The 23840-nt window shown below is 55.9% G+C and carries 23 protein-coding genes; 20 read left to right on the forward strand and 3 right to left on the reverse strand.

The genetic code is table 11. From position 1 onward, the window contains the following. Positions 1 to 22 precede the first annotated feature (22 nt). The gene (locus ACTVDO_RS00470) at positions 23 to 3247 is read left to right on the forward strand and encodes a VWA domain-containing protein (RefSeq protein ID WP_442900854.1); all 3225 of its coding nucleotides are present in this window, start codon (positions 23 to 25) and stop codon (positions 3245 to 3247) included. Between the two features lie 63 nt (positions 3248 to 3310). On the opposite strand, the gene ACTVDO_RS00475 is transcribed toward ACTVDO_RS00470, so the two are convergent. Genes ACTVDO_RS00475 through ACTVDO_RS00485 form a run of 3 tightly spaced genes read right to left on the reverse strand, consistent with a single transcriptional unit; the run spans position 3311 to position 6071 of the window. Then, positions 3311 to 4888 (reverse strand): hypothetical protein, encoded by a 1578-nt coding sequence (locus tag ACTVDO_RS00475; protein ID WP_020960762.1) that lies wholly within the window; start codon positions 4886 to 4888, stop codon positions 3311 to 3313. Positions 4889 to 4900: 12 nt separating this feature from the next. Continuing rightward, positions 4901 to 5476 (reverse strand): PilW family protein, encoded by a 576-nt coding sequence (locus tag ACTVDO_RS00480; protein ID WP_020960761.1) that lies wholly within the window; start codon positions 5474 to 5476, stop codon positions 4901 to 4903. Then, positions 5460 to 6071 (reverse strand): prepilin-type N-terminal cleavage/methylation domain-containing protein, encoded by a 612-nt coding sequence (locus tag ACTVDO_RS00485; RefSeq protein WP_020960760.1) that lies wholly within the window; start codon positions 6069 to 6071, stop codon positions 5460 to 5462. The genes ACTVDO_RS00480 and ACTVDO_RS00485 overlap by 17 nt, the downstream gene beginning before the upstream one ends. Positions 6072 to 6212: 141 nt before the next feature. Here ACTVDO_RS00485 and ACTVDO_RS00490 point away from each other — a divergent pair, with 141 nt between their 5' ends. From ACTVDO_RS00490 to minC, 19 genes are all read left to right on the forward strand, one after another. Continuing rightward, complete coding sequence (locus ACTVDO_RS00490; RefSeq protein WP_442900855.1) at positions 6213 to 7742, forward strand: hypothetical protein; 1530 nt, start codon at positions 6213 to 6215, stop codon at positions 7740 to 7742. Between the two features lie 5 nt (positions 7743 to 7747). Beyond that, positions 7748 to 8527 carry a PRC-barrel domain-containing protein gene (locus ACTVDO_RS00495; protein WP_442900958.1) on the forward strand — a complete coding sequence of 260 codons (780 nt, stop codon included), beginning with the start codon at positions 7748 to 7750 and terminating at the stop codon, positions 8525 to 8527. 16 nt (positions 8528 to 8543) lie between these two features. Further along, positions 8544 to 9863 (forward strand): G5 domain-containing protein, encoded by a 1320-nt coding sequence (locus tag ACTVDO_RS00500; protein ID WP_442900856.1) that lies wholly within the window; start codon positions 8544 to 8546, stop codon positions 9861 to 9863. Then, positions 9860 to 11521 carry a GspE/PulE family protein gene (locus ACTVDO_RS00505; RefSeq protein WP_020960756.1) on the forward strand — a complete coding sequence of 554 codons (1662 nt, stop codon included), beginning with the start codon at positions 9860 to 9862 and terminating at the stop codon, positions 11519 to 11521. The genes ACTVDO_RS00500 and ACTVDO_RS00505 overlap by 4 nt, the downstream gene beginning before the upstream one ends. Positions 11522 to 11533: 12 nt before the next feature. Next, the gene (locus ACTVDO_RS00510; RefSeq protein WP_020960755.1) at positions 11534 to 12589 is read left to right on the forward strand and encodes a type IV pilus twitching motility protein PilT; all 1056 of its coding nucleotides are present in this window, start codon (positions 11534 to 11536) and stop codon (positions 12587 to 12589) included. Then, positions 12576 to 13784, forward strand: a complete 1209-nt coding sequence (locus ACTVDO_RS00515; RefSeq protein ID WP_020960754.1) for a type II secretion system F family protein — start codon at positions 12576 to 12578, stop codon at positions 13782 to 13784. The genes ACTVDO_RS00510 and ACTVDO_RS00515 overlap by 14 nt, the downstream gene beginning before the upstream one ends. Positions 13785 to 13875: 91 nt before the next feature. Next, positions 13876 to 14388 carry a prepilin-type N-terminal cleavage/methylation domain-containing protein gene (locus ACTVDO_RS00520; protein ID WP_442900857.1) on the forward strand — a complete coding sequence of 171 codons (513 nt, stop codon included), beginning with the start codon at positions 13876 to 13878 and terminating at the stop codon, positions 14386 to 14388. A gap of 12 nt (positions 14389 to 14400) precedes the next feature. Continuing rightward, complete coding sequence (locus ACTVDO_RS00525) at positions 14401 to 15147, forward strand: prepilin peptidase (RefSeq protein ID WP_442900858.1); 747 nt, start codon at positions 14401 to 14403, stop codon at positions 15145 to 15147. A gap of 25 nt (positions 15148 to 15172) precedes the next feature. After that, the gene (pilM, locus tag ACTVDO_RS00530; protein WP_442900859.1) at positions 15173 to 16105 is read left to right on the forward strand and encodes a type IV pilus biogenesis protein PilM; all 933 of its coding nucleotides are present in this window, start codon (positions 15173 to 15175) and stop codon (positions 16103 to 16105) included. Then, complete coding sequence (locus tag ACTVDO_RS00535) at positions 16095 to 16670, forward strand: fimbrial protein (RefSeq protein WP_442900860.1); 576 nt, start codon at positions 16095 to 16097, stop codon at positions 16668 to 16670. Before pilM ends, ACTVDO_RS00535 begins: the two co-directional genes overlap by 11 nt. Beyond that, positions 16667 to 17350, forward strand: a complete 684-nt coding sequence (locus ACTVDO_RS00540) for a pilus assembly protein PilO (RefSeq protein ID WP_442900861.1) — start codon at positions 16667 to 16669, stop codon at positions 17348 to 17350. The genes ACTVDO_RS00535 and ACTVDO_RS00540 overlap by 4 nt, the downstream gene beginning before the upstream one ends. 17 nt (positions 17351 to 17367) lie before the next feature. Beyond that, complete coding sequence (locus ACTVDO_RS00545; RefSeq protein ID WP_020960748.1) at positions 17368 to 17829, forward strand: type II secretion system protein; 462 nt, start codon at positions 17368 to 17370, stop codon at positions 17827 to 17829. Between the two features lie 116 nt (positions 17830 to 17945). Next, positions 17946 to 19040, forward strand: coding sequence for a stage II sporulation protein D (locus tag ACTVDO_RS00550; RefSeq protein WP_442900862.1), 1095 nt, complete (start codon positions 17946 to 17948; stop codon positions 19038 to 19040). A gap of 112 nt (positions 19041 to 19152) precedes the next feature. Next, positions 19153 to 19740: a Maf family protein gene (locus ACTVDO_RS00555; protein ID WP_020960746.1), complete on the forward strand. Its 588-nt coding sequence runs from the start codon at positions 19153 to 19155 to the stop codon at positions 19738 to 19740. Between the two features lie 104 nt (positions 19741 to 19844). Further along, entirely contained in the window at positions 19845 to 20525 is a 681-nt protein-coding gene (gene radC / locus ACTVDO_RS00560) for a RadC family protein (RefSeq protein ID WP_020960745.1), read from the forward strand. A 157-nt stretch (positions 20526 to 20682) separates the two neighbouring features. Then, positions 20683 to 21705, forward strand: a complete 1023-nt coding sequence (locus ACTVDO_RS00565; RefSeq protein ID WP_020960744.1) for a rod shape-determining protein — start codon at positions 20683 to 20685, stop codon at positions 21703 to 21705. 20 nt (positions 21706 to 21725) lie between these two features. Beyond that, positions 21726 to 22592, forward strand: a complete 867-nt coding sequence (gene mreC / locus ACTVDO_RS00570; RefSeq protein ID WP_020960743.1) for a rod shape-determining protein MreC — start codon at positions 21726 to 21728, stop codon at positions 22590 to 22592. Next, positions 22589 to 23107: a rod shape-determining protein MreD gene (mreD, locus tag ACTVDO_RS00575; RefSeq protein WP_442900863.1), complete on the forward strand. Its 519-nt coding sequence runs from the start codon at positions 22589 to 22591 to the stop codon at positions 23105 to 23107. Before mreC ends, mreD begins: the two co-directional genes overlap by 4 nt. 40 nt (positions 23108 to 23147) lie before the next feature. Next, a complete protein-coding gene (minC, locus tag ACTVDO_RS00580) occupies positions 23148 to 23840 on the forward strand; it encodes a septum site-determining protein MinC (protein ID WP_020960741.1) in 693 nt (230 codons plus the stop codon).

A 23840-nucleotide genomic window follows, 5' to 3' on the forward strand; every position in this document is an offset into this window, starting at 1 on the left:
TTTGACGCGGGAGGGGAGGCGCATGCGGCGGCGTGGCTGGCTGTTATGGGGAATGGTGTTTTGTCTCATCGCAAGTCTATGGCCGGTGAGGGTTGACATCGTTTATGCCGATCAAAAAGAGGGCGCTCTCACCGTCGTTTCAGATGAAAAAATAGAAGGATGGGCCGTTGCCCCAGGGGCCGGGGATGGCCGGGGCAACAGCATCCGCTTTTTTGAAGTCCGTATTAAGGTGAAGGAACAAAACGGCTCTGTCGTCAGCTATCGCACGGAAGCGGTGGAAGCGCCGGCGGGCCGAAACGGAGCGAAAACGTATACGTTTTCGCTTGATATGCGCGGCAAGTGGCCATCGGCCCAAGGGGAGAGGGCGGCTTACGACATTACCGTCGACGCTTACCGGGTGTTGGGAAACGGGCAGGAAGACTTGTATTTTTCATTCCCGGAGCCGCCTTATGAGTATACGAAACGAAATGAAGCCAGCACCGCTGCACTCGATTTCTCCATGGCGTTTTCACAGTCGGAATACGCCAAGCCGCCAAACGGCGATGCCGAAGGACGGCTCGATGTGACGCTCATCCCGAAAGGCTCGGTTTCCGCGCCTGTCCGTCCGCCGATTGACGTCGTGTTTGTCATGGACGTGTCGGGGTCGATGACATGGGAGAAGCTTTCGAGCGCCAAGACGGCGCTCCGTTCGGCTGTCGATTACTTTAAAGCCCATTCGCATCCGCATGACCGGTTTGCCCTTATTCCATTTTCTGACTCGGTGAGAGATATCGTGCCGTTTGGGGATCAGCCGACGGTCGCCGCCCAGCTCGAGAAAATCCGGACGGTCGGCGACAGGCTGACGGCCGGAGGCGGCACGAACTATTCGGCGGCACTGTCGCTTGCGCAGTCGTATTTTAACGATCCGGCGCGCAAAAAGTATGTGATTTTCTTGACAGACGGGATGCCGACAGTGTTGCATACGGACGCTATGATCACGTATCGCGAGGTAGAGAGACAATGGCTTTTGCTTATTCCGTATTATGACTATACAGGGAAAAAAATCACTGCTAACTTACCATTAACTTATGAGTTATACGTGGATGGAAGAGCAGGAATCCATTTTCAAGATAATAAGGGATTTACTCGAGTGTTCTATAGCAATGGGAGTGATTATGTTAATGGAAATCGTCTTTCACGTGACAATGGTTATCCATTCACGTATGAGTGGGTGGAAACGGAAATCCGTGCCCATGCTATAGCGGTGGCCAAAGCGCTTGGACTGAACAATATCACGCTCTATTCCATCGGCTTCGGTGACAGCAAGGAAGTCGATATGGACTATTTGCGCGCCCTTTCAGCGGTTGCCGGCGGCGAGGCGCGGCAAGGAACGGCGCAAAACTTAACCGCTTTATTCCAACAGTTTTCCCAGCTCGCCACCACCCCGGCGATCACCGGAACGATCCGCATTCCGCTGTCGTCATTTGGCGGCAATGTCGCCATCGCGGAAAACGGCCAAGTATGGCTCGATGAAACAAAGCAAAACGCCTACATTTCGTTTTCGATTCCGTACCAGATCGGCCAAGGCGCTCCACCGCCGGTGACGATTCCGGTTCCGGTATCGTTTAAAGCTGAAGGGACGTATACGTTTGAAGCCGAATTGACGTATCGCGACGTGTATGGCCAACCGCAGCCGCCGGTGACGAAAAAGGTGACGGTCACGGTTAAAGATGAAGCGCCGCCGTCCTTTACAGGCACGGTGACATTGCAAGGAGTGACCAATGATGTCACAAGCTTAATCAAGTTCGGCGCCGCTAATGGCGATGACAACCGCTTCCGCGCGGCATATTCACTGTCGCTTGTCGGCTATGTCGGCAATGCGAGCGGGACGATTAGCAATGTAAGCATTATCCAAGAACTGCCCGACGGCATTTCTGTCGTTCCTGATGGGAAAGTCACAGTCTACACAGATCAGGGCAGGCGTTATGCCAAATGGACATTTGCCAATCAAACGTTCGATTACAACCAGCTGAATAAGCTGACGCTTTCGGCGCAATGGGTCATGCAGGCTGATTTTGCGATGAGCAATGTCTCGCTGCCGCCAGCGGTTGTGACGTTTACGGACAGCCGCTATGGCGCGCAAACCTCGACGCTTGCGCCGCCGAGGGAACGAATCGGCATGACGGTTCGTCTCCATGATTTCCCGAATTTTTACTATGAAGGAAACGCGAACGGCGCGATCCGCAAATATCAAGTTTCCGCCGCTTCGCAAGACGAGGTCGGAAGCGCGGAGCCGAATTCATACGGGCTGCTGCCGCTGGCGGTCAAAGCGCTGCAATACGATCCGAACGATGACGGCGCGCTGCTTGTCACCTATCGCCACGATGAAACGGTGCGCATATATTTGAAGCCGCGTTTGTCGATCATTGCATCAAATGGCGAAGTAGAAAGCGGCGCGACGGTGACGGAAGCGCCGACGGTTCGCGTGATCGGGCTTGTCGCCGGTGAACGGGTGATGTATGAATACGAAATCGTGCGCAACGGCTCATCGTCCGATTGGCAGCTGCTTGGTCCGCCGTATGCCATTTCGGTTTCCGATGACGGCGAGTATACGGTTGCCGTGCGTTCAAGCGGCGGGTTGACGCGCGGCGATGGAACGACGATCGTGTCATTCCAGTATATGAAGCTCATTCGCAATTTGACGCTCGGCGATTACAGACGGGAAATGAACGTTGGCGAAACGCAAACGATTCCGGTGATCATTGAACCGATTGATGCGACAAACAAAACGCTTATGTGGGAATCGAGCGACCCGGATATCGCTTCTGTCGGCCATAACGGTGTTGTAACAGCAAACAAACCGGGAACGGCCGCGATCATCGTCCGCGCAACTGACGGAAGCGGGGCAACAGCTAGAGCGGTGATTACGGTCATCGACCCGTATGTGCCGCTTGAAAGGATGGCGTTTTCCAGCCCGGTGCTGTACATGAAAGTCGACGAACGGCTCGAGGTGGCGCCGCAACTGCGGTTTATCCCTGAGAATGCGACCGACAAAACGATTGCCGATGTCCAGTCATCCGCCCCGGCCTATGTGGAAGCGGTCAATGAAAACGGAACATGGGTGCTGATCGCCAACGATGTCGGCTATGCGACGGTGACGGCGACCGCCAAGGCGAGAACGAGCGATCATAAGGCGATTCAAGCGGCGGTGACGGTCATTGTTCAAGAAGCGGCCGACGGTAGCGATGACGGGCGAAATCGGTGGTGACAAAAGCAGCTGCTTCCGCGCGGCGGCAAAACGAAAAGGCGGCCTTGCACAGGCCGCTTTTTTCTATTTGACTTTTATTGGCTCAACGACGAGCGACAGCTGTTTGACAAACGGCAACCCTTCCCCGCGGTCGATCAACACTTGCGGGTCGTGGTGAATGACAAGGCGTGATTGTTCCAGATCATCGTCAGGCGCCGGGATGAATGACAGCCCGTTTTCCGCCCGTCCGCGGTAGGCGTTGACGACAAGGCCCGATATATCGGCATCAGGGGCAAGGCTGGAGGCATCCCCGCGGGCGAACAAGCCGCCTTGAATGTGGATATACGAGCCGACGGCATAAACGGTCGCGTTGCTGTTCGTATAGAAATATCCTTTTAAATTCGGCCGCGGCGGGAACGAGTTATCAAACTCATTGATGCGCGCCAGCTCGAGCGGCCCGTTCGATAAGAGAACGAGCTCTTTTCCGCCCCAACCGCTGATATCGGCGCTGTAAACGAGCGTGCGTCCGGTGACGTAGACCGAGGCGTCAAACGCCACATTTCCTTGAATGGTGACATCGCCGAGCACGATGAGATTGCCGCGCACTTTCGTCGGCGTTTGCGCCGTGTTTCCTAAAAACAAATCGCCATTGACGACAAGCCAGTTTTTCTTTAAATCGATTTCTCCATGGTCAATGAAAAAGGAGGAAACTTCTTCGCTCTCAAGCAAAACCGGCTCGTTCCAAGAACGGCCAAGCAGCGGCCCTACGCTGTCCACGACCGTTAGGCGGCCCCGGAGCATGGCAAGCAATGTCGGGATGTCCTCATGGATATACTGTTCGTATTCATCGCTGAACGTTTCCATTCCTGCGGCATGGAGCAGCTTATCTTTCACCGTCCAATCAAAATTGACGTCGATAAAATCGTCTTTTTCCTTTTGCACCGGAGCTCCGTCAAGACGAGGGGAAAAGGTGTTTTCACGGCGGATGAACACCCCGTCTTCGATCCGGTAACACCCCGCACCGTGTTCGCACGATGATATTTCCCCTTGAACAAGCCAAGCGCTGCCGGTTGAGAGGGTGGGGAAGGAAGTCAGCTCGGTCCGGCGCTGCGAGTGATCGATATAGTTGGCAGCGTTAGTGACGTAGGCATTTCGGCCTGCGTACACATGCCCGTCAATGTATGCCCCGCCGTTGACGAGCAAATCTTCAGCTGAACCGAGGGCGTATTTCAAAAAGCTTGGCGTGTTGGTGATAATGACGCGGCGGGTGATGGTTTTCTGACCGGACGATTTTGCAATGTGCAAAACGCGGGTGAACAGCTTTTTTCGGTCGATCCCTTCTTCATTGGTTGCATCCGTGATCGTGACGTCATAGCGCCGCTCAAACGAAGGGAGCCAACGCCTCAAATCATCGTCAAAGCGCGTTGGGGTAGAGAAGGCAAAATCGGGTTTGGTGATCGCTGTCTTTAAGGCGGCCACGGTTTCATCGATGGCGCTGGCTGCTTCATGAAACGACTCGACATCTTCGACGCGCACGGCGGCCCATCGCGCCTGCTGGGCGGCCACTGTTAAAATGGTTGTGCCGAGCAAAAAGAAAATGGTGATGACGAGCATCGTTGTCACGAGACTGTAGCCAGCCTCGTTCGAGCGCGGACGGTTCATCCTCGTCCCTCCTTAAAAGCCGAATTCTGTTTTTAATGTAAACGGGCGCACATACAAGCGGCTGTCCGGATCAGCATGTTTGCGGTCTTGTACGGCAAGACGGATCGTGATGACGCCGCTGCGGCAAATTCGCGCTTCCTCTTTCCGCTCTTCGCGCAAACAGCGCACCGAAAAGGCAGAGTTGTCCACAAGCAGCAAGTGTGGCGGGGAAATGGCTTCCCCGTTGATGATGAGCGAGCCGTTTTCAATGGAAACAGTCAACGCGCCGCCGCCGATTTCTCTTTCATCGACAAATCCGGATGAGGGGTCAACCCGCTTTTGCCGGTCGTCGATAAACGTTAATGTTTTTTCGCCGCTTTCGCTAAGGTTAATCCCATCCGGTGCAAATTCGTACAGTTTATTCATCACCATTGCCATGGCGTAGTCCGCCTCACTGCGCAGTTCGTTTTCGATGCCGATCCGTTCGTAGGCGCGGATGCCGCTTAGAAACACGGTATAGATGGCGCCGATGATCAACAGCGAAACGGAAACAGCAGCTAGAAGCTCGATCAGCGTCATGCCGGCTTTGCTTCTAGCGGATCGTTTCATCGGTGACCACCCCTTCGACCCATTCCGCTTCCCCAGGACGCTCGCCCCAGCGGACGACAACGTACATTTTCAACAAATACTGCCCGAGGCCGGGGTCTGACGCCCGCACTTTTTCCGCTTCTTTTTCGATTTGTTTGCGGAGGGAGGACGGGAACGCGTCAGGCGGCGATGAGACGAGCTGTTCCCAAAGCGCTCCGTCATACGGGATGAGAAAGACGGCCACCCGCCCGTCGTCATAAACGATATTGTTGACCGTCGGGCCGAGCTGGGCGCGGCAGGCGTCCGGCTCTGGGAAAATGGCTCTATTTTCGCAATCGCCGCTCGTCAATTTGACAAACGGCGCCTGTTCGCCTGCTGACTGGCGAACGTAACGTTCGAGCGCGGAAAACTCAAGCCGTTCCATATAGGCGGCGACGCCGCGGGCGATGTTGATCGCCACCGTCCGCCCTTGGCTGTAGGACGTATGGGCCATAGCATTCGTAAAAAAGTAAAACAAGCCGATCACAACGCTTGATAGAAGGGTGAGAGCGAGCAACGTTTCAATGAGCGTGAACCCGCCTTGGCGGCCAGTGGGAGAAAAATTGCCTTCGGTCATTCGTCATAACCTTCTTTCAAAATATGTAACTTTATTATACAATAAGTTCGAGTTGAATTATGTAGAATTTTAGGCTAAGAGGACGATAGGCGGTGCATATGCCGCTTTTTGGCAGACGATAGCCGGGAAGGAACGGGTGGCATGGGAAAAGAGGCAGTCATTTATGTCGTTGCATTCGTGTTGGCGCTTGGGGCGGTCTGGCTGCTGCCGCTTGGCTTCAGCCGGGTTGGGGGCGCGGTGGCTGTGATGGTCGCGCTGTTGGCTGCCGTGTTGGCCAAGTTGGCGGAATCGGTGGCGCCCGTCTGGCAAACGGTGTTATTGGTCGGGCTTTTGTTGGCCGCTGCATCGTACTTGCTTGACCGCCGTTTTGGGGCGGTGTTGTATCGGATGACGGAGCGAAACGAAACGGGGAGGCGGGGGACGCCAAAAGGCGCGGAAGCAACGTCTTTGGCGGGGCAGGCGGTCGATGGGGGGCGCCCGTCGGCCCGCTGGCCTGAAATGAAGATGCTCCCTAGGGAGGAAGATGTGAGGCAGCCGATCCACGCCGGCCAACCGGATGGAAACGCACCGGCGCATGACGGAGTGGGGGATGGGCCGCCTGCTTTGGATGAAATCGCGTTGGCGTCAGAAGAAGCGGGGGAAACGGCGCCTGCGTTCGCTCCCGACGTCCTGCGCGCGCTGGAAGAGGGGGCGGATCGGCATTTCACCGCGCCGTTTTCCGCTTCGGCTGACGGTGCGGAAGAAGACGATTTCCTCCTTTTAGGGAGAGCTGCTATGGCGGATGATGGAAGGGACGGGAGCGAAACGGAAGAGGAGAAGCGTTTCCTTTCTGAGCTTTCGCTTCTTCCTCTCGAGGACGCTGCTTCAGAGATCGAGCCCGTGCGCCGGTTGGACGATTGGCTCGATGAGCTGCCGGTGGCCGTGACGCCGGACATCGAAGCGGCCGTGCTGCAGACAGGAAAAGCGGCCGACAGCCTGGACGATGGCGGGCAGGGCCTGCGGGATGGGGCCGGCGTCCTGCCTCCCGAATGGGCTGGGCTTGAACGGACCGGCGCCTTTATTGATCGGGACGGTTTTGCGTTGGAACGGGAACCTTCTTTTGAACGGCCGCCGTTTGCGGAGCTGCCTAAGAGCATAGAGCTGCGCCCGCTGGATATAGGCGGTGCTATGGAGGCGGCCGGCATGGAAGCGGGCGAAGGAGCGGCGCTCGAACCACCAAGAGAGGAACGCCGCGAATATAGCGGGCTTGACAACGGAGAAGAAGCGTTGCCCAAAGGCCGGGAAGAGGGCGAAGGCTGCGGTGCCGACGAGGGAGAACAGAAGGCGGAGGGCGAAACGCAAGCTGCCGGGCCGCCTGGGGAGGAACGCAAGACGGTGCGTCCGGAAGTGGTGCAAGCGGTCGCGCTCGAATTGCGCCTCAGCCGCCGTTGTTTGGCTGCCGACAGTTATGAGCGCTGCCTCCGCCGCTGCCTGGAAGCGCCGCTTTCCGATCGCGATTATTACGTATTGGCCCGGTTGTTAATGGAACATTATGTACTAGAACAACAGTATGACAAGCTCGCGATCTGGCTTGACGAACTGGCCGGACGTTTTGGCGCCTACCCGGCCGTGGCCGAAGAGTTGGCGCTTTGGCGGCAACAAGCCGCCGCATTAGCAAACAAGTTGGGGTGAAAACGATGAAAGCTAGCGCGCAAATCATTGGACTGCCGATCATCAGCATTGCCGACGGCGTGCAAATCGGCGTGGTGAAAAGTGTCGTCATCAATCCGGATAAGGGAACGATTGATTTTTTAACGGTCGAGCAAGATGATGTGCAGCTCAGCTTAAAAGCCATTCCGTTTAAAAAAGTCATCGGCATCGGTGAGTTTGCCGTGACCGTAGAGAAAGGGCATGATGTGATCGATCTCTCAGAAATTCCGATTGCCAACCAGCTTGTCAACAAGCAAATCCGCATTAAAAATGCGAAGGCGATTACGCGCAAAGGGCAGCTGCTTGGCGAGGCGAGCGAGTTTTTTGTTGATGAGGAATCCGGGGAGATTATCGGCATTGCCTTGCGGCTTGACGACAAAGAAGCGGTGCTGCCGGCTTCGGAAGTGCTGACATACGGCAAAGACATTTTAATTGTCAACGACGGGGCGAACGGGGCGCTTTGTGACGACCCGGCGCAGCTGGTGAAGGCGGAAAGCGGCCAACCGGCTGTCGAAACGGATGAAGGCGGTCTCTTGGCGCAAATGGAAGCGATGGCGGAAAGCGCGGAAAACGTTGAGGCGCTTCATACGTTAAGAGAAAAACAAATCGCTCTGCTGGCCGGCAAGCGGCTGACGAAAGACATTTACGACGCGGACGGCCGCCTGCTGTTCGCGAGCGGCACGGTGCTGACGGAAGCGGATGTGCGCAAAGCGCAAGCTGCCGGACCGGGCGTCATCGTTGACGTTTCCATGAATGTCGAGGAGTAAACGGGGAGGGTCGGCGGTGAAAAAAGCGGCCGCGTGGAAGCTGTTTGTTGTCATGGCGGTGTGTACGATGTATTTTACCGCGTTTTCCCGCCTTGGCGCCTTTGCCTACGATGCGCTCGCCCCGGATGACGGCCGCTTCCGCCCGGGGACAGCCGTCGGTCCGGTGTCACTTTCCGGTCTGACGCCGTCCGCGGCCCGGCAGGCGGTGGCCGAGCGGGTAAACGAGTGGCGGGCGACGGCGGCGATTCCGCTGCGCTACCAAGAAAAACAAGCCGAACTGCCGGCGGACGCGTTTGCGTTTCAGCTTGAGGAAAGCCTAAAGCAGCTTGTCGATGGACAGCGGACGCCGTTGTTTGTGCTGGCTGACTTGGAAACGGGCCTTCATGCAGCGTCGTCCATCGTCCCGCCGACGGTGCTGCCGGCGCTCGATGTGAAGCGGCTTGGGGCCGACTTGGAAGCTGTGGCATCCCGGCTTGAGGCGCCGTCTTCTCCGGTCGATTTGGCGCAATACATATCGCTTCCGGATGAGCGGCGGCCGGTCGTGAGCGAAGCGGCGGCGGCGGTTTCCGATGCGGCGGCGGCCCGCTGGCTGTCGCAAGAGCGGCGCGCAGTGATTAAGGCAAACCAGTTGTTTTCGTTTGGCGATTATATGAAAAAGGCGAAGGCCGATTTGCCCGCGAAAGCGGCCGATGCGATCGCTTCCGCGGTGTACCGGGCGGTGCTGGCGACCAATTTCACTGTTGTGGAGCGCTATACGAGCCGTATGTTGCCGGGTGGAGCGGCGCCCGGGTTTGAGGCCGCCATCAGCGGCGGCCGCGATTTGGAATGGTTCAACCCGAACACGACCGATTACACGCTCGTTCTTCGATACGATGGGCGAAACGTGCGTGCGTCCATCATCGGGCTGCCGTTTGTCTATCAATATACGATTCACGTTAGCGAAACGGAGAAAATCGAACCGCGCACCGTTGTCCAGTACGATTCGCGCTTAGCGCCCGGCGAGCAGCAGACGAAACAGAGCGGCCGCCCGGGGCTGCTAGTGAAAGTCATGCGTGAAGTGCGCGATGGGACCAAACTTGTGCGCCGGGAGACGGTGAGCGAAGACTTTTACCCACCGACGTATACGATTCAAGTGCGCGGTCTTGAAGTTCCGGAAAGCAGCGCGGAGCCAAACGGCGGGGAAAGCGAAAACAGCACGCCGGCGGAACAACCCGCTTCATCAGAACCGGAAAACGATGAAGGAAAGGAAGAAGGCGATAAGCCGGGCGACGGCGCATCCGCGCCGAAAGCGGGCGCTGGCGGGGAGACGGACATGGGCGGAGGGGAAGGAAAATGAGCAAAAAGCAGGAACGGAAACGGCTTGGTGATTTGCTTGTCGAAGCGGGGTTGATCACCGAAAGCCAGTTGGCCGAAGCGCTGCGCGAGAAGGCGCCCGGTCAGAAGCTCGGCGATGCCTTGCTGCAGCGCGGCTACATCACCGAGCAGCAGCTCATTGAAGTGCTCGAGTTTCAGCTCGGCATTCCCCACGTCAGCTTATACCGTTATCCGATCGACCCGAAGGCGACCAGTTTAGTGCCAAAAGAGTTTGCCCGCCGCCATATGGTCATGCCGCTGAAAATTGAAGGCGAGCGGCTGCTTGTCGCTATGGCCGACCCGATGGACTTTTTTGTCATCGACGACTTGCGCCTGTCGACCGGGTTTCAAATTGAAACGGCGATCGCTTCAAAAGACGATATTTTGCGGGCGATTAACAAGTATTACGACATCGATGAGTCGTTTGACGAATTTTTGCAGGCGGCGCCGGAAGTGCGCGAAGACGAGCGGACGGAGGATGACGATTCGCCGATCGTCCGGCTCGTCAATCAAATTTTGCAGCTGGCGGTCGAACAGCGGGCGAGCGACATTCACATCGATCCGCAAGAGACGAAAGTGCTCATCCGCTATCGCATCGACGGGTTGCTTCGCACCGAGCGGGCGCTGCCGAAACATATGCAAAGCATGTTGACGGCGAGAATTAAAATTTTGGCCAATATGGACATTACCGAACACCGCGTGCCGCAAGACGGGCGGATCAAAATGGACATCGATTTTCATCCGGTCGATTTGCGCGTCTCGACATTGCCGACCGTATATGGCGAGAAAATCGTTATGCGCGTTCTTGATTTAGGTGCGGCGTTAAACGATATTCATAAACTTGGCTTCAATCCGGTCAATTTGGACCGGTTTATCCGCTTGATCGAGCGGCCGAACGGCATCGTCTTGATCACCGGACCGACCGGTTCGGGGAAATCATCGACGCTTTATGCGGCGCTCAATCATTTAAACAGCGAGCACGTGAACATTATTACGATTGAAGATCCAGTCGAATATCAGATCGAAGGCGTCAACCAAATTCAAGTGAACCCGAATGTCGGCTTGACGTTCGCCCAAGGGCTGCGGTCGATTTTGCGCCAAGATCCGAACATCATCATGGTTGGGGAGATTCGCGACCGCGAGACGGCGGAAGTGGCGATCCGCGCTTCGCTCACCGGCCATTTAGTGTTGAGCACGCTTCATACGAACGATGCGTTAAGCACGATCACGCGCCTCGTCGATATGGGCATTGAGCCGTTTTTGGTGGCGACGTCGCTTGCCGGCGTCGTTTCACAGCGGCTTGTGCGCCGCGTCTGCCGCGATTGCCAAGAGGCGTATGAGCCAACGAAGCGGGAACGGGACATTTTCGCCCGCCGCGGCATCGACGTTCGCCAACTCGTCCGTGGCCGCGGCTGTCCGACGTGCAACATGACCGGCTACCGCGGACGGCTGGCGATTCACGAGCTGCTTGTCGTCACCGAGGAGATGCGGCGCGTCATTTTAAATAACGAGCCGTTTTCAAAACTGCGCGAGCTCGCCAGTCAAAACAAAATGATTTTTTTGCTGGATGACGGGCTGTTGAAAGTGAAGCAAGGGTTGACGACGCTTGAAGAAGTGCTAAAAGTGGCCATTTTGCATTGATGGGTGAGACGGATGAAAGAAAAACTTGAGGCGTTATTGCGCGCCGCGTTTGAATGCCGCGCGTCCGACGTGCATTTGACCGTCGGTGCGCCGCCGATTTTTCGCGTGAACGGGGAGTTGAGAGCATACGGCCATGAGCGGCTGCAGCCGGAGGAGACCGAGCAAATGGCGAAAGCTGCCGTCCCGCCGCCGCTTTGGCAGCAGTTTCAAGAAACCGGAGAGCTTGATTTTTCGTATGGCATTCCCGGTGTTTCCCGCTTTCGCATCAACATCTTTAAACAGCGGTCATGTGTGTCGCTCGCCGTGCGCCTCATCCCGATGCGCATCCCGACGTTAGAAGAGCTCGCCATGCCGAACGTTTTGAAACGCATCGCCGAAAAACCGCACGGGCTCGTGCTCGTCACCGGGCCGACCGGCTCGGGCAAATCGACAACATTGGCGGCGATGATCGACTATATGAACAAAACGATGTCAAAACACATCATCACGCTCGAAGATCCGATCGAGTATTTGCATAAGCACGGGAAATCGATTATCGACCAGCGCGAGGTCGGGTTTGACACCGGAAGCTTTGCCGCCGGGCTGCGCGCCGCCTTGCGCCAAGATCCGGATGTGATTTTAGTCGGGGAGATGCGCGATTTAGAGACGATTCAAACGGCGATCACCGCTGCCGAAACCGGGCACTTAGTGCTAGGCACGCTTCATACGGCGAGCGCGCCGGCGGCAGTCGAGCGGATGATTGACGTCTTTCCGTCCGCCCAACAGGCGCAAATCCGCCTTCAGCTCGCTTCCGTGCTTGTCGCCATCATCGCTCAGCGTCTGTTTCCCAACAGCCGGAAAACCGGCCGGACAGCGGCGCTGGAAATTTTACTGAACAACGCGGCGGTCGCCAACTTGATCCGCAACGAAAAAGAGCATCAAATTGTCAACATTATGCAGACGAGCCGCCAAGCCGGCATGCAGACGATGGAGATGAGCATCAAAGAACTTGCCGCCGCCGGGCGCATCGATCCGTTGGCGGCGGAAGCGTATTTGGCGGGGGAGCGTGAACAGAATGGCGCAGTTTAAGTACGAAGGGCGCGACCAAAGCGGGCGGAAAAAAACCGGAGTGATCACCGCCGTTTCGCGGCGCGAGGCGGCCGTGAAGCTCCGTGAAAAAGGGATTCGCCCGCTGACGCTCGCCGAAGTGCCGCCGTCGATATGGAATAAAGAAATTTCATTCGGCCGCGCTGTCAAGCTGCAGCACTTTGTCATCTTTTTGCGCCAATTTGCGACCCTTGTGCGCGCCGGGGTGACGATCGTCGATTCAGTCCGCATTTTGGCCGAGCAAACGGAAAGCAAGCCGCTCGCCCGGGCGCTTTCTGACATCGAACAGTCGCTGCGCGGCGGGAATCCGCTCTCGGCGGCAGCGGCGAATCATCCGCGCATCTTTCCGCCGCTGTTTGTCAACATGGTGCGCGCCGGCGAGGCGGGCGGTACATTGGACGAAACGCTTGACCGCCTGGCCGATCATTTTGAAAAAATGCATCGCACAAGGCAAAAAATCGCCTCGGCGCTCGCCTATCCGGCGGCGGTCGCCATCATCGCCACGGCCGTCGTCATCTTTTTGCTCGTTGCCGTCGTGCCAACGTTCGTCGAAATGTTCGCTGAGTTTCACGCCGAGCTGCCGGCGATTACGAAGTTCGTGCTCAAGGCAAGCGGCGTGATGGAACAGTATTGGTGGGCGGCCGTTCTCGTCTTGATCGCCTGTTCCGCTTCATTCGCCGCCCTCCGCCGGCAAAAGGCGGCGAAATATTATTTGGACTATGCCGCCATGCGGCTGCCGATTTTCGGCAAGCTCGTGCAAAAGGCGGCGCTCGCCCGCCTGACGCGGACGCTCAGCTCGCTCGTGTCAAGTTCGGTGCCGATTTTAGAAGCGCTGTCGGTCGCCGGGCGCGTCGTCGAAAATGAAGTGATCGCGTCCGTGTTGGACGAAGCGCGCGGCGCCCTTGAGCGCGGCCAGTCGCTCGCCGAGCCGCTCCGCCGCCATTGGGCGTTTCCGCCGCTCGTTGCGCAAATGATCGCCATCGGCGAACAAACCGGTTCGCTTGACGCCATGCTCGGCAAAGTCGCCGACTTTTACGAAGCGGAGGTGGACGCCGGCACCGACCGGTTAAAATCGCTCATCGAGCCGCTCATGATCGTGCTGCTCGCCGGCGTCGTCGGGACGATCGTCACGGCGATCATCGTGCCGATGTACGATATTTTCAATCATGTTCAATAATTAGAAAATAAGAATATATTCCTATTTATGCCACTTTGTTGTAGAATAATAGGGAAAACGTTCTAATTTTGTTTGAAAGGGAGAGGAAACGATGGTAAAGCGAATCGTGAAAAACGAGCGCGGCTTGACGCTCATCGAACTGCTCGCCGTCATTGTCATTTTAGGGATCGTTGCGGCGATTGCGATTCCGGCGATCGGGGGGTTGATTGACAATTCGAAAAAGGATGCGCACGTAGCCAACGCGCAACAAATGATCAACGCTGCGAAAATCGCCGTAACGGCGGATAAGGATTTAATACCGGCGAATGGGAAGTATACACTTGTTACGCTTAAATATTTGGAAGAGGAGGGATACTTAGAGACCGTAAAGGATCCAGATGGGGATACAACATCGTACAATAAAGGGCCTGAAGGTCAAGGTGCAGCTCAAATCCAAAAAAATTTGACTGCTGACCCTAAGGCTGCCTATTCCTATGTACTTATACAAAATAGTGCAAATAAATTAAGCTATTTCGTCAAGTTAATAAATAGCAGTCGTGGTGTTCATGCTGCCGATGGTTCAGCAGTCACAGAATCAAATTTGAAACGTTCCGAAGTCCGTTAAACTTATAGTGTTATGCGATATGGTTTCATTTTCCTCTACTCCCTCCTCCTCGCTTCCTTTTTCAACGTCGTCGGGCTGCGGGTGCCGGCCGGGAAGTCGATTGTAAGGCCGCGGTCGCATTGTCCGGCGTGTGGGCGGACGCTGTCGGCGAGGGAGTTGGTTCCGGTCGTGTCGTATGTCGTGCAGCGCGGGCGTTGCAAAGGGTGTGGGGGGCGCATTTCCCCCCTTTACCCGGCGATGGAGCTCGCGACTGCCGCCTTGTTTACGGCTGCGCCTGTTTGGGTCGGCTGGGGCGGGCGGTTGATTGTAGCGTGGACGTTGATCAGCTTGTTGGCGATCATCGTCGTGTCCGACCTTCGCTATATGCTCATCCCGGACCGGGTGTTGCTCGCGTTTGCCGCGTTGTTTCTCATCGAGCGGCTGTGGATTCCGTTTTTGCCGTGGACCGATATGGTGATCGGCGCGGCGGCCGGCTTTTTCCTTTTATGGCTGATCGCCGTGCTGTCAAAAGGCGGGATGGGCGGCGGCGATGTGAAGCTGTTTGCCGTGCTTGGGTTCGTGCTTGGCTGGAAACTCGTGTTGCTCGCGTTTTTTTTGGCGACGTTGTACGGAACAGCAATCGGGCTTGTCGGCATGGCGTTGGGGCGCGTGCGGCGCGGCGTGCCGATGCCGTTTGCGCCGGCGATCGCGCTCGGGGCGCTGACGGCGTTGTTTTTCGGCGAGGCGATCGTGCGCGCGTATATGGCGTTCATCCGGTAACGATAGCAGAAAGGAAGCAGCGAAGATGGCGTTATGGCGGCGAAAAGGGAAGGAAGCGAACATCGTGATGAAAGACCATGTCATCCGCTATGTGGAAGCGAAGCCGGGCGATCCGCCGGAGGCGAAACGGTGGGGCGAGCGTGAGCTGCCGCCCGGCGTCATTCGCGATGGCAAAATCGTGGATGCGGATGCATTGGCGATGATTTTGGATGAGTGCGTTGATGAATGGAAGCTTGACGGGCGGCGCGTCCGCTTTGTCGTCCCCGATCCGTTCGTCATGATCCGCAGCTTGTCGCTTCCGCCTCATTTAGCTGATGAGGACATTCGCGGCTATTTGTTTATGGAATTGGGTGAATCGATTCCGCTTCCGTTTGCCGACCCGGTGTTCGATTATGTGGTGATGGAGAGAACGAGCGAGGCGGTGTCGATTTTGTTGTTTGCGGCGCCGGAGGAGACGGTGTCTGAGTATGCGGAGCTGTTGGAGGGGATGGATTTGCGCCCTGTGGCGGCCGATGTGTCGCCGCTTTGCGCCTATCGCCCGTTTTATGCTGCCGGACAAGCCGGGCCGGATGATCATATTTTGCTTGTGCAATTTGATGAATCGGCGGTGAATGTAAGTGTGTTCCATCGACATTTGCCCTTGTTTATGCGCCATTTGCCGCTCGAGGCGCCCGCAGGGCAGACGGCGGCGTTCATTGACCCGTTTGTGGATGTGTACAAAGAAATCGAACGGATGATGAGCTTTTATTCATTTTCCCTCCAACAAGGAAAACAGCAAATTACGCGCCTCTTCCTCACCGGCGACCATCCGCAGCTTCATGGTGTATTCGCTGCCTTGGCGGAGCGGCTTGACGTGCTGCCGGAGCAGCTCGCCCAGCCGCTCGATCCGCTGCCGGACCGCTACCATCTTGCCTGGGGACTGGCGTTGAAAGAAGGAATGGCTGACGATGATCGCTGACATCAACTTGTTGCCGCGAAAAGAGCCGCGCCGCACCGGGGGCGCTATGGCGGCCCTCTTGGCGGTTCTTCTTCTTTTGCTCGGCGCCGGCTTAGGGTATTGGCTGCTTGAGCGCGCTGACAGCCGCCAGGCGGCGCTTGAGGCGGAGCTGAAGCAAGTGCGCGCCTTGCAGGCCGCGGTTGCGGCCAAACAGCAGGACGCCGAAGAGCAAAAAGGACGCCAGCAGCTCACGGAAGCGGTGCAATGGGCGGACGCCTATCCGCTCAAAACGGTGCCGCTGTTGCGCGCTTTGACGAAACAGTTGCCGGAGCGCGGTTTTATTATGAATTTGACCTATGCCGACCGGCGGACGGTGACGATGACCGTCCAGTTTGATACGGCGGAAGAAGCTGCTTATTATTTGGAGCGGCTCGGGGCAGTCAAGATGGTCAAACAAGCGAAGTTGACCGGGGTTTCCGCCAACGGCTCAAACGAGGAAGCCGGGACGGACATAACAGTGCCGCGCTATATGGCGCAATATGAATTAACGATCGGCCAAGCTGAGAAAAAGGGGATATCACCATGACCAACCGCATCGGCAAATGGTTGACTGTTTTAGTATCGACGCTGTTCGCTGTTGCTGTGTTGGCTGCATTCTATTTTTTCTTGCTGGCGCCGCGCTACCGGGAAATCGACCAGCTTGCCGCTGTGCTCGAGAGCGAGAAAAAAGTGCTGGCCGCCATGGAACAGCGTGCGTCCCCCCAAGAGGGGGATATGATGGAAAGCCTCACCGCGCTGCAAAAGAAAGTGCCGGTCCGCCCGCTCACTGAGCAGTTGCTGCTTGAGTTTCAAAAGGCGGAATACATCTCCGGCAGCGTGCTGCTGAGTGTCAATTTTTCCGAAGGAGGGAAAGCAGCGGCCGGGCAGGCGGGAGAAGGAAAAACGGGCACTCCGCCGGACGGGATTGAAACGGTGAGCGCCCAGCTGACCGTTCAGTCGCCCTCATATTACCAGCTCGAGCGGTTTTTAGAGACACTTGAACGTTCGGAGCGGATTCTCGCTGTTGAATCGCTCACATTTGCCGGACGGCCGGAATTGACCTCGACGGCTGTCGAAGTTCAGCCGTTGACGTATTCGTTGACCGTGCGCGCCTTTTATGCGCCGCAGCTTGAAAAATGGAAGCAGATCGCGCCGATGCTGGACGTTCCGCCGCCAAGCGGCAAAGACAACCCGTTCGTGGAAATCGCGCCGCCGGCGGGCCCGTAATCGAGAAGGAGGCTTGTATGCTCATCCGGGCGAAGCGTGGGATGACGTTGATTGAACTGCTCGCCGTGCTGGTGATCATCGGCATTGTGGCAACGATCGTTGGCTTGGCCATCTGGACGATGATCGACCGGGCGCGGGAACGGGCGTTTGTCGCTGATGCCTATGCGATGTACGAAGCGGCGCGGTTGTATGTCGGCGCCGAGAAAGTGGAGTTTTTGCCAGCCCGTTCCTCTGCCGCGTTGTCGTACGGGGAGTTGGTGGAAAACGGCCTGCTTGAACCGATCCATGATCCGTTTACCGGAAACCTATTGGCCCCGGAAACGAATCCATCGTATGTGCTTGTTATGAAGCGGGAGGATGGCGGAATCGATTATGCCGTTTGCTTGAAGGGAGAGACGAAGCAGCTTTGCTTTGATCAAGGGCGCGAGCAGCCGATTCCTGTCGAAGCGCTGGGGACGGAGAGGATTCGTGACCGGTAATGTCGGAAAATGAAGAAAAGAAGCGGGAACAAGGCGACAAATGTCTTGTTCTTTTTTTTTTTCTTTATGGTAAGATAGGCGAAAGAAATCGAAGGACGGAAAAGGACGGTGGCAAAATGGACAAGCAGCGCCCGGGCATTACGGTGAACATTAACGGACATTCGCGGCCGTTTACGATTAGACACTCATCGGAAGGAGATCAGCCGGATGAGCTGAGCGGACACCAATCTGAAGATCGTTTCTCCGCCGATCATGTCATTGACAGACAGTCAGCCGGCCATCATCAGACACGTTCATTTCAGGAGGGCGGCCGGCAAACCGGCGACTACGAGGCGGAAACGAAGACGTGTGAAACAGTTAAAGGGGAAGAAGCAGCCGCCCTTGAAGAAGACGACAGAGTCATTTCTGTGTCAGAAGCGTTCCAAAAAAAGAAAAAAGGTGGGAAAAAACAGCGGTCGTGGCGGCTGCCGCCGCATGCCAAGTCACTGTTTCTCGCGGCGGCGGTCGCCGCGCTCGTCGGCATGGCGTTTGGCATGACGATGCTCCGGCTTGTCCCGCAGGAAAAAGGGGAGCCGTCGCCGGCGGCTGAAGCGATGGAGGAACTCGCGGAGGCTGGAACGGCGACAGGAGAGGAAGGGGCGGAAAGCACAATGCTTGCGCCGTTTTCAATCGCGGTGATCCAAGCCGGTGTCTACTCTGACGAAAGGGCAGCTGTGCGGGCGGCCGAATCGATCCAAGCGGCCGGCGTGCCAGTCGTGGTGGCCGGGAAACAGCCGGCGGCGCTCTATATTGCGGTCGGCGCGGATAAAGAAGCGCTGCGGGCAGTCAACGACCGATACCGCGAGGCGGTGCCGAGCACGTACGTGAAGGAACTGTCATTTGCGGCTGAAACAAAGGTGCGCCGGTCAGGAATCGTCCAAAAAGGGGAGGCGTTATACGGAAGCATGGCGGCAGTCTCCGCCGCTTTGCTTGCCGGCAAGGATGTGAGCGACGGAGAATGGCAGGCGCTAAGCAAGGCGTACGGCTCGTTCGAAAAAAGCGAAACACCAAACAACAAAACAGTCGAGGAATATGCCGAAGCGCTCAAGCAGGCGTATTTGGCGCTCGCCGCTTACAAAGAAAATCAAGAGGAAGCGCTGCTCAGCAAGGCCCAACAACAGCTGCTCGAGGCGCTCAGCGTCTATATGGAATTGATCCCGCTGCGGAGCTAAAAACGGCTCCGTTTTTTCTTTGTTCTTGTCTGTGGAAAATTGCCTTTCAGTGAAAAATTTGCTACGATACAAATGAATCTTCCGAACCGAAACGAAGGAAAGGAGAATGACGATGCCCCCACGGTTCGTGCTTGCGTCCCGCTCCCCGCGCCGCAAACAGCTCCTCGAGATGACCGGCTGGCCGTTTGATGTGCAGGAAAGCCAAGCCGACGAGACGATCGCTCCCGGAACGCCCCCTGAAGAAGCCGTCCAAATGCTTGCCCGCCGGAAAGTCGAGGCGGTCGTGCCGTGCGCATCTGACGCCTACGTCCTTGGCGCCGACACGATTGTTGTGCATGACGGCCGGTTGCTAGGGAAGCCGCGCACCGCCGGAGAAGCGTTTGAGACGCTGCGGCTTTTATCCGGGCGGACGCACGATGTTTGGACAGGGGTTGCAATCGCGACGCCGCACGGGGAAACGGTGTCATTCGCCGAAAAAACAGCGGTGACGTTTTGGCCGTTGAGCGATGAAGAAATCGAAACTTACATCGCCACCGGAGAGCCGATGGACAAGGCGGGAGCGTATGGCATTCAAGGTCGGGCCGCCCTGTTTGTCAAACGGATTGAAGGAGATTACTTCACTGTTGTTGGCCTGCCGCTGTCAAGGACTGTAAGAGAGCTGCGTCGGCTCGGGTGGCCGCCGGACGGCATGGGAGCGTAATGCCGTTAACAGCCGCCATCCACATGGCCGGGGACGCTTATTGTGCTGCGGTCGGTCACTGCCGGATAACAGCGGGATCAGAAAAGGAGTAAGGGAGGAATACGATGGCGTGGATGATTCGCGATGTGCCAAAAGACGGTCGGCCGCGTGAACGACTGTTGTCGTCAGGGCCGGAAAGTTTAGCTGATCATGAGCTATTGGCCATTTTGCTGCGCACCGGGACGAAAGACGAGTCGGTCGTGCAGCTCGCCCAGCGTCTTCTTCAGCATTTTGAAGGGCTGAGGCTGCTGAAAGACGCGACGGTTGAAGAAATGACCAACATTAAAGGAATCGGGCCGACGAAAGCGGCACAAATTTTGGCCGCGCTTGAGCTCGGCCGGCGCATTCACCAATCCGGCTACCATGACCGCTATGTCATCCGTTGTCCGGAAGACGGGGCCAAATATGTCATGGAAGATATGCGATTTTTATCGCAAGAACATTTTGTTGCCATTTATTTGAATACAAAAAATCAAGTAATTCATCGCAAAACAGTGTTCATCGGCAGTTTAAACGCCTCCATTGTCCATCCGCGCGAAGTGTTTAAAGAGGCGATCAAACGATCCGCCGCCTCAGTCATTTGCGTGCATAACCACCCCTCTGGCGATCCGACCCCAAGCCGCGAGGACATCGATGTCACCAGACGGCTTGTCGAATGCGGCCGCGTGATCGGCATCGAGCTTCTGGACCATCTCATTATCGGTGACCAAAAATTCATCAGTTTAAAAGAAAAAGGCTATGTCTAACGGTTCTCATTTTTTGTCGAATCAGGTATAATATCAATTATGAGTTTTTCTGAATCCGTTTCGGCGGTGCTGTACCATTTATAAATGACTGACATCCGACCAATTTTGCCAATATAAAGATGATACGCATTTCGTTTCGGAAAGGAAGATCAACAATATGCTTGGGTTTGGAACGAAAGATCTTGGGATTGATTTAGGGACGGCGAACACGCTTGTTTATGTGAAAGGAAAAGGGATCGTCTTGCGTGAGCCGTCAGTCGTCGCCATTCAGCGCGACACGAAGCAAATTGTTGCCGTCGGCAATGAAGCGAAAAATATGATCGGGCGCACGCCGGGCAACATCGTGGCGCTGCGGCCGATGAAAGATGGCGTCATCGCTGACTATGAGACGACAGCGACGATGATGAAATATTATATTCGCAAAGCTATCAAGACGAAAGGATTGTTTGCCGGCAAGCCGTATGTGATGGTATGTGTACCGTATGGCATCACGGCGGTCGAAGAGCGGGCGGTCATCGATGCGACACGACAGGCCGGAGCGCGCGACGCGTACACGATTGAAGAGCCGTTTGCGGCCGCCATCGGCGCCAACTTGCCGGTATGGGAACCGACCGGCAGCATGGTCGTTGACATTGGCGGCGGCACGACCGAAGTAGCGGTCATTTCGCTTGGCGGCATCGTGACGAGCCAGTCGATCCGCATTGCCGGTGATGAAATGGATGATGCGATCATCCAATACATCCGCAAAACGTACAATTTGATGATCGGTGAGCGGACGGCGGAGGCGATCAAAATGGAAATCGGTTCGGCTGGAAATCCGGAGGGGATCGAGAAAATGGAAATTCGTGGCCGCGATTTATTGACCGGGCTGCCGAAAACGATCGAAATTAGCGCCGAGGAAGTGGCTGAGGCGCTTCGCGACACCGTTTATGCCATTGTGGAATCAGTGAAAAACACGCTTGAAAAAACGCCCCCGGAGCTGGCGGCCGACATTATGGACCGCGGCATCGTGCTGACGGGCGGCGGAGCTTTGCTGCGCAATTTGGACAAAGTCATCAGCCAAGAAACGGACATGCCGGTCATCGTCGCCGAGAATCCGCTCGATTGCGTGGCGATTGGCACCGGCAAAGCACTCGACCATATTGACTTGTTTAAAAACAAGGCGAGAGACCATCGCTGACAGTAAGAAGGTGCCGACGCATGCCACAGTTTTTCGGAAATAAGCGTCTCATTTTTTTGCTTGTCAGCATCGTCATTCTTGTTATGTTGATCGGCTTTTCGCTGCGCAGCCGCGAGCAATTGACGTGGCCAGAGCAGTTTGTCAAAGACACTGTCGGTTTTGTCCAGCTTCTGTTTGGGAAGCCCGCACAGTTTGTCGCGGGCTTCTTTGAAAATGTGAACGATCTCCGCCATACATATGAGGAAAACGAGTTATTGAAAGCAAGGCTTGAGGAATACGCGGCGCTGCAGACGGAGGTTGAGGCGCTGCGCCAGGAAAACAAACGGCTTCGCGCGTTGCTTGACAAAAAAGAGAGCTTGCGCGACTTTATTCCGATCCAAGCGACTGTGATCGGGCGAAACCCGGACCGCTGGCGGGAGACGATCATTGTCAATAAAGGCGCGCAGCATGGGGTGAAAAAAGATATGGCGGTCATTACCCCAGCCGGGCTTGTCGGCAAGGTGCAGCACGCTTCCCAATTTACGTCCACGGTGCAACTGTTAAGCGCGCTCGACCAAAACAACCGCATTTCCGCCTATGTCCAAGGGAACGAAAACGTATTCGGCTTAATTGAAGGGTATGACAGCAAACGGCGCGAACTGATCCTTGGCGAAATTCCGATTGACGCCAAAGTGAAAGAGAAGCAAAAAGTGTTGACTTCCGGCCTCGGCGGCGTGTTTCCGAAAGGATTGCCGATCGGCGAAGTAACCGAGGTCAAACCAGACCAGTACGGATTGACGCAAGTTGTCTATGTTAAACCGTTTGCCAACTTGTATGATATTGATGATGTGATGATTGTGAAACGGAAAATCGATGAGGCACTGCAAGAAGAGGAGGAGGCAAAGTGAAAAAGTGGCGGCTCCCTTTCCTTGCGGTGTTATGTTTTGTCAGCGAAAGCATTTTTGTTGATGTATGGCCGAAGGGTGACTTGTATGTCCGCTATTTTTTTGTTCCCCGCTTTTTTCTTATTTTTTTAGTGCTGACGGCTGTTTATCTTGGTGGGACGCGGGCGATGGGGTACGGATTCATATTCGGTTTCCTGTATGACTGCGTCTATACAGAGCTGCTCGGCGTTTACGCCTTTGCCTACACGCTCATCGCCTATATCGCGGGCAAAGCGATGAAATGGTTTCACCAGAGCTGGCTTGTTGTGTTTTTGCTATCGCTGTTGGCCATCGCTCTTCTTGACAGCTATGTGTACGGCATTCAGCTGTTGATCGGGCGGACGGATTGGTCGTTTTCCGTATTTTGGGATCGTCGTCTATGGCCAACATTGCTGTTGAATATCGGATTTTTACTGATCTTCTCGTACCCGCTCGGACGGTGGCTGGCAAAAATTCGCCGGTTGGAGCAGGAAGAATAAAAGAGGAAAAACGGCCCGTTCTGTAGAAATATTCGTTGGGGTGAACGTTGTGGCAAAACAAAAGCAGCAGTATGTGACGATTAAAGGGACGAAAGATGGGCTGACGCTGCATCTTGATGACCGCTGTTCGTATGACGACTTGTTGAAAGAGATCGAAGAGCGGCTTGTCAAGCGCTCTGGCGTCGCTTCCAACAGCCCGCTCGTCTCCGTCCATTTGAAAGTCGGGAACCGCTACTTAACGCCCGCCCAAGAGGAGGAGTTGCGCGCGCTCATCCGCCGTTCGAAAAATTTGGTCGTCGATTCGATCGAAAGCAATGTGATGTCGAAAGCGGACGCGATTGAATGGATACAGAAAACGGAAATCGTCACTGTCTCGCGCATTGTCCGTTCCGGACAAGTGCTTCACGTCGAGGGGGATTTGTTGCTGCTCGGCGATGTGAACCCCGGCGGGACGGTGATCGCCGGAGGCAACATTTTCATCCTCGGCGCCTTACGCGGCATCGCCCATGCCGGATATGCCGGCAATAAAGAGGCGATCATTGCCGCGTCAGTGATGAAGCCGATGCAGCTGCGCATCGGCGATGTCATGAATCGTGCTCCCGATTACAAAACGGACGAAGGAAATGAGATGGAATGTGCTTATATTAATGAACATGATCAAATTGTGGTCGACCGCCTGCAGCTGCTTATGCATTTGCGGCCGAATTTGACGCGCTTAGAAAGGAGAATGTAA

Source organism: Geobacillus sp. BK01 (genome assembly GCF_052220245.1).
Taxonomy (GTDB): Bacteria; Bacillota; Bacilli; order Bacillales; family Anoxybacillaceae; genus Geobacillus.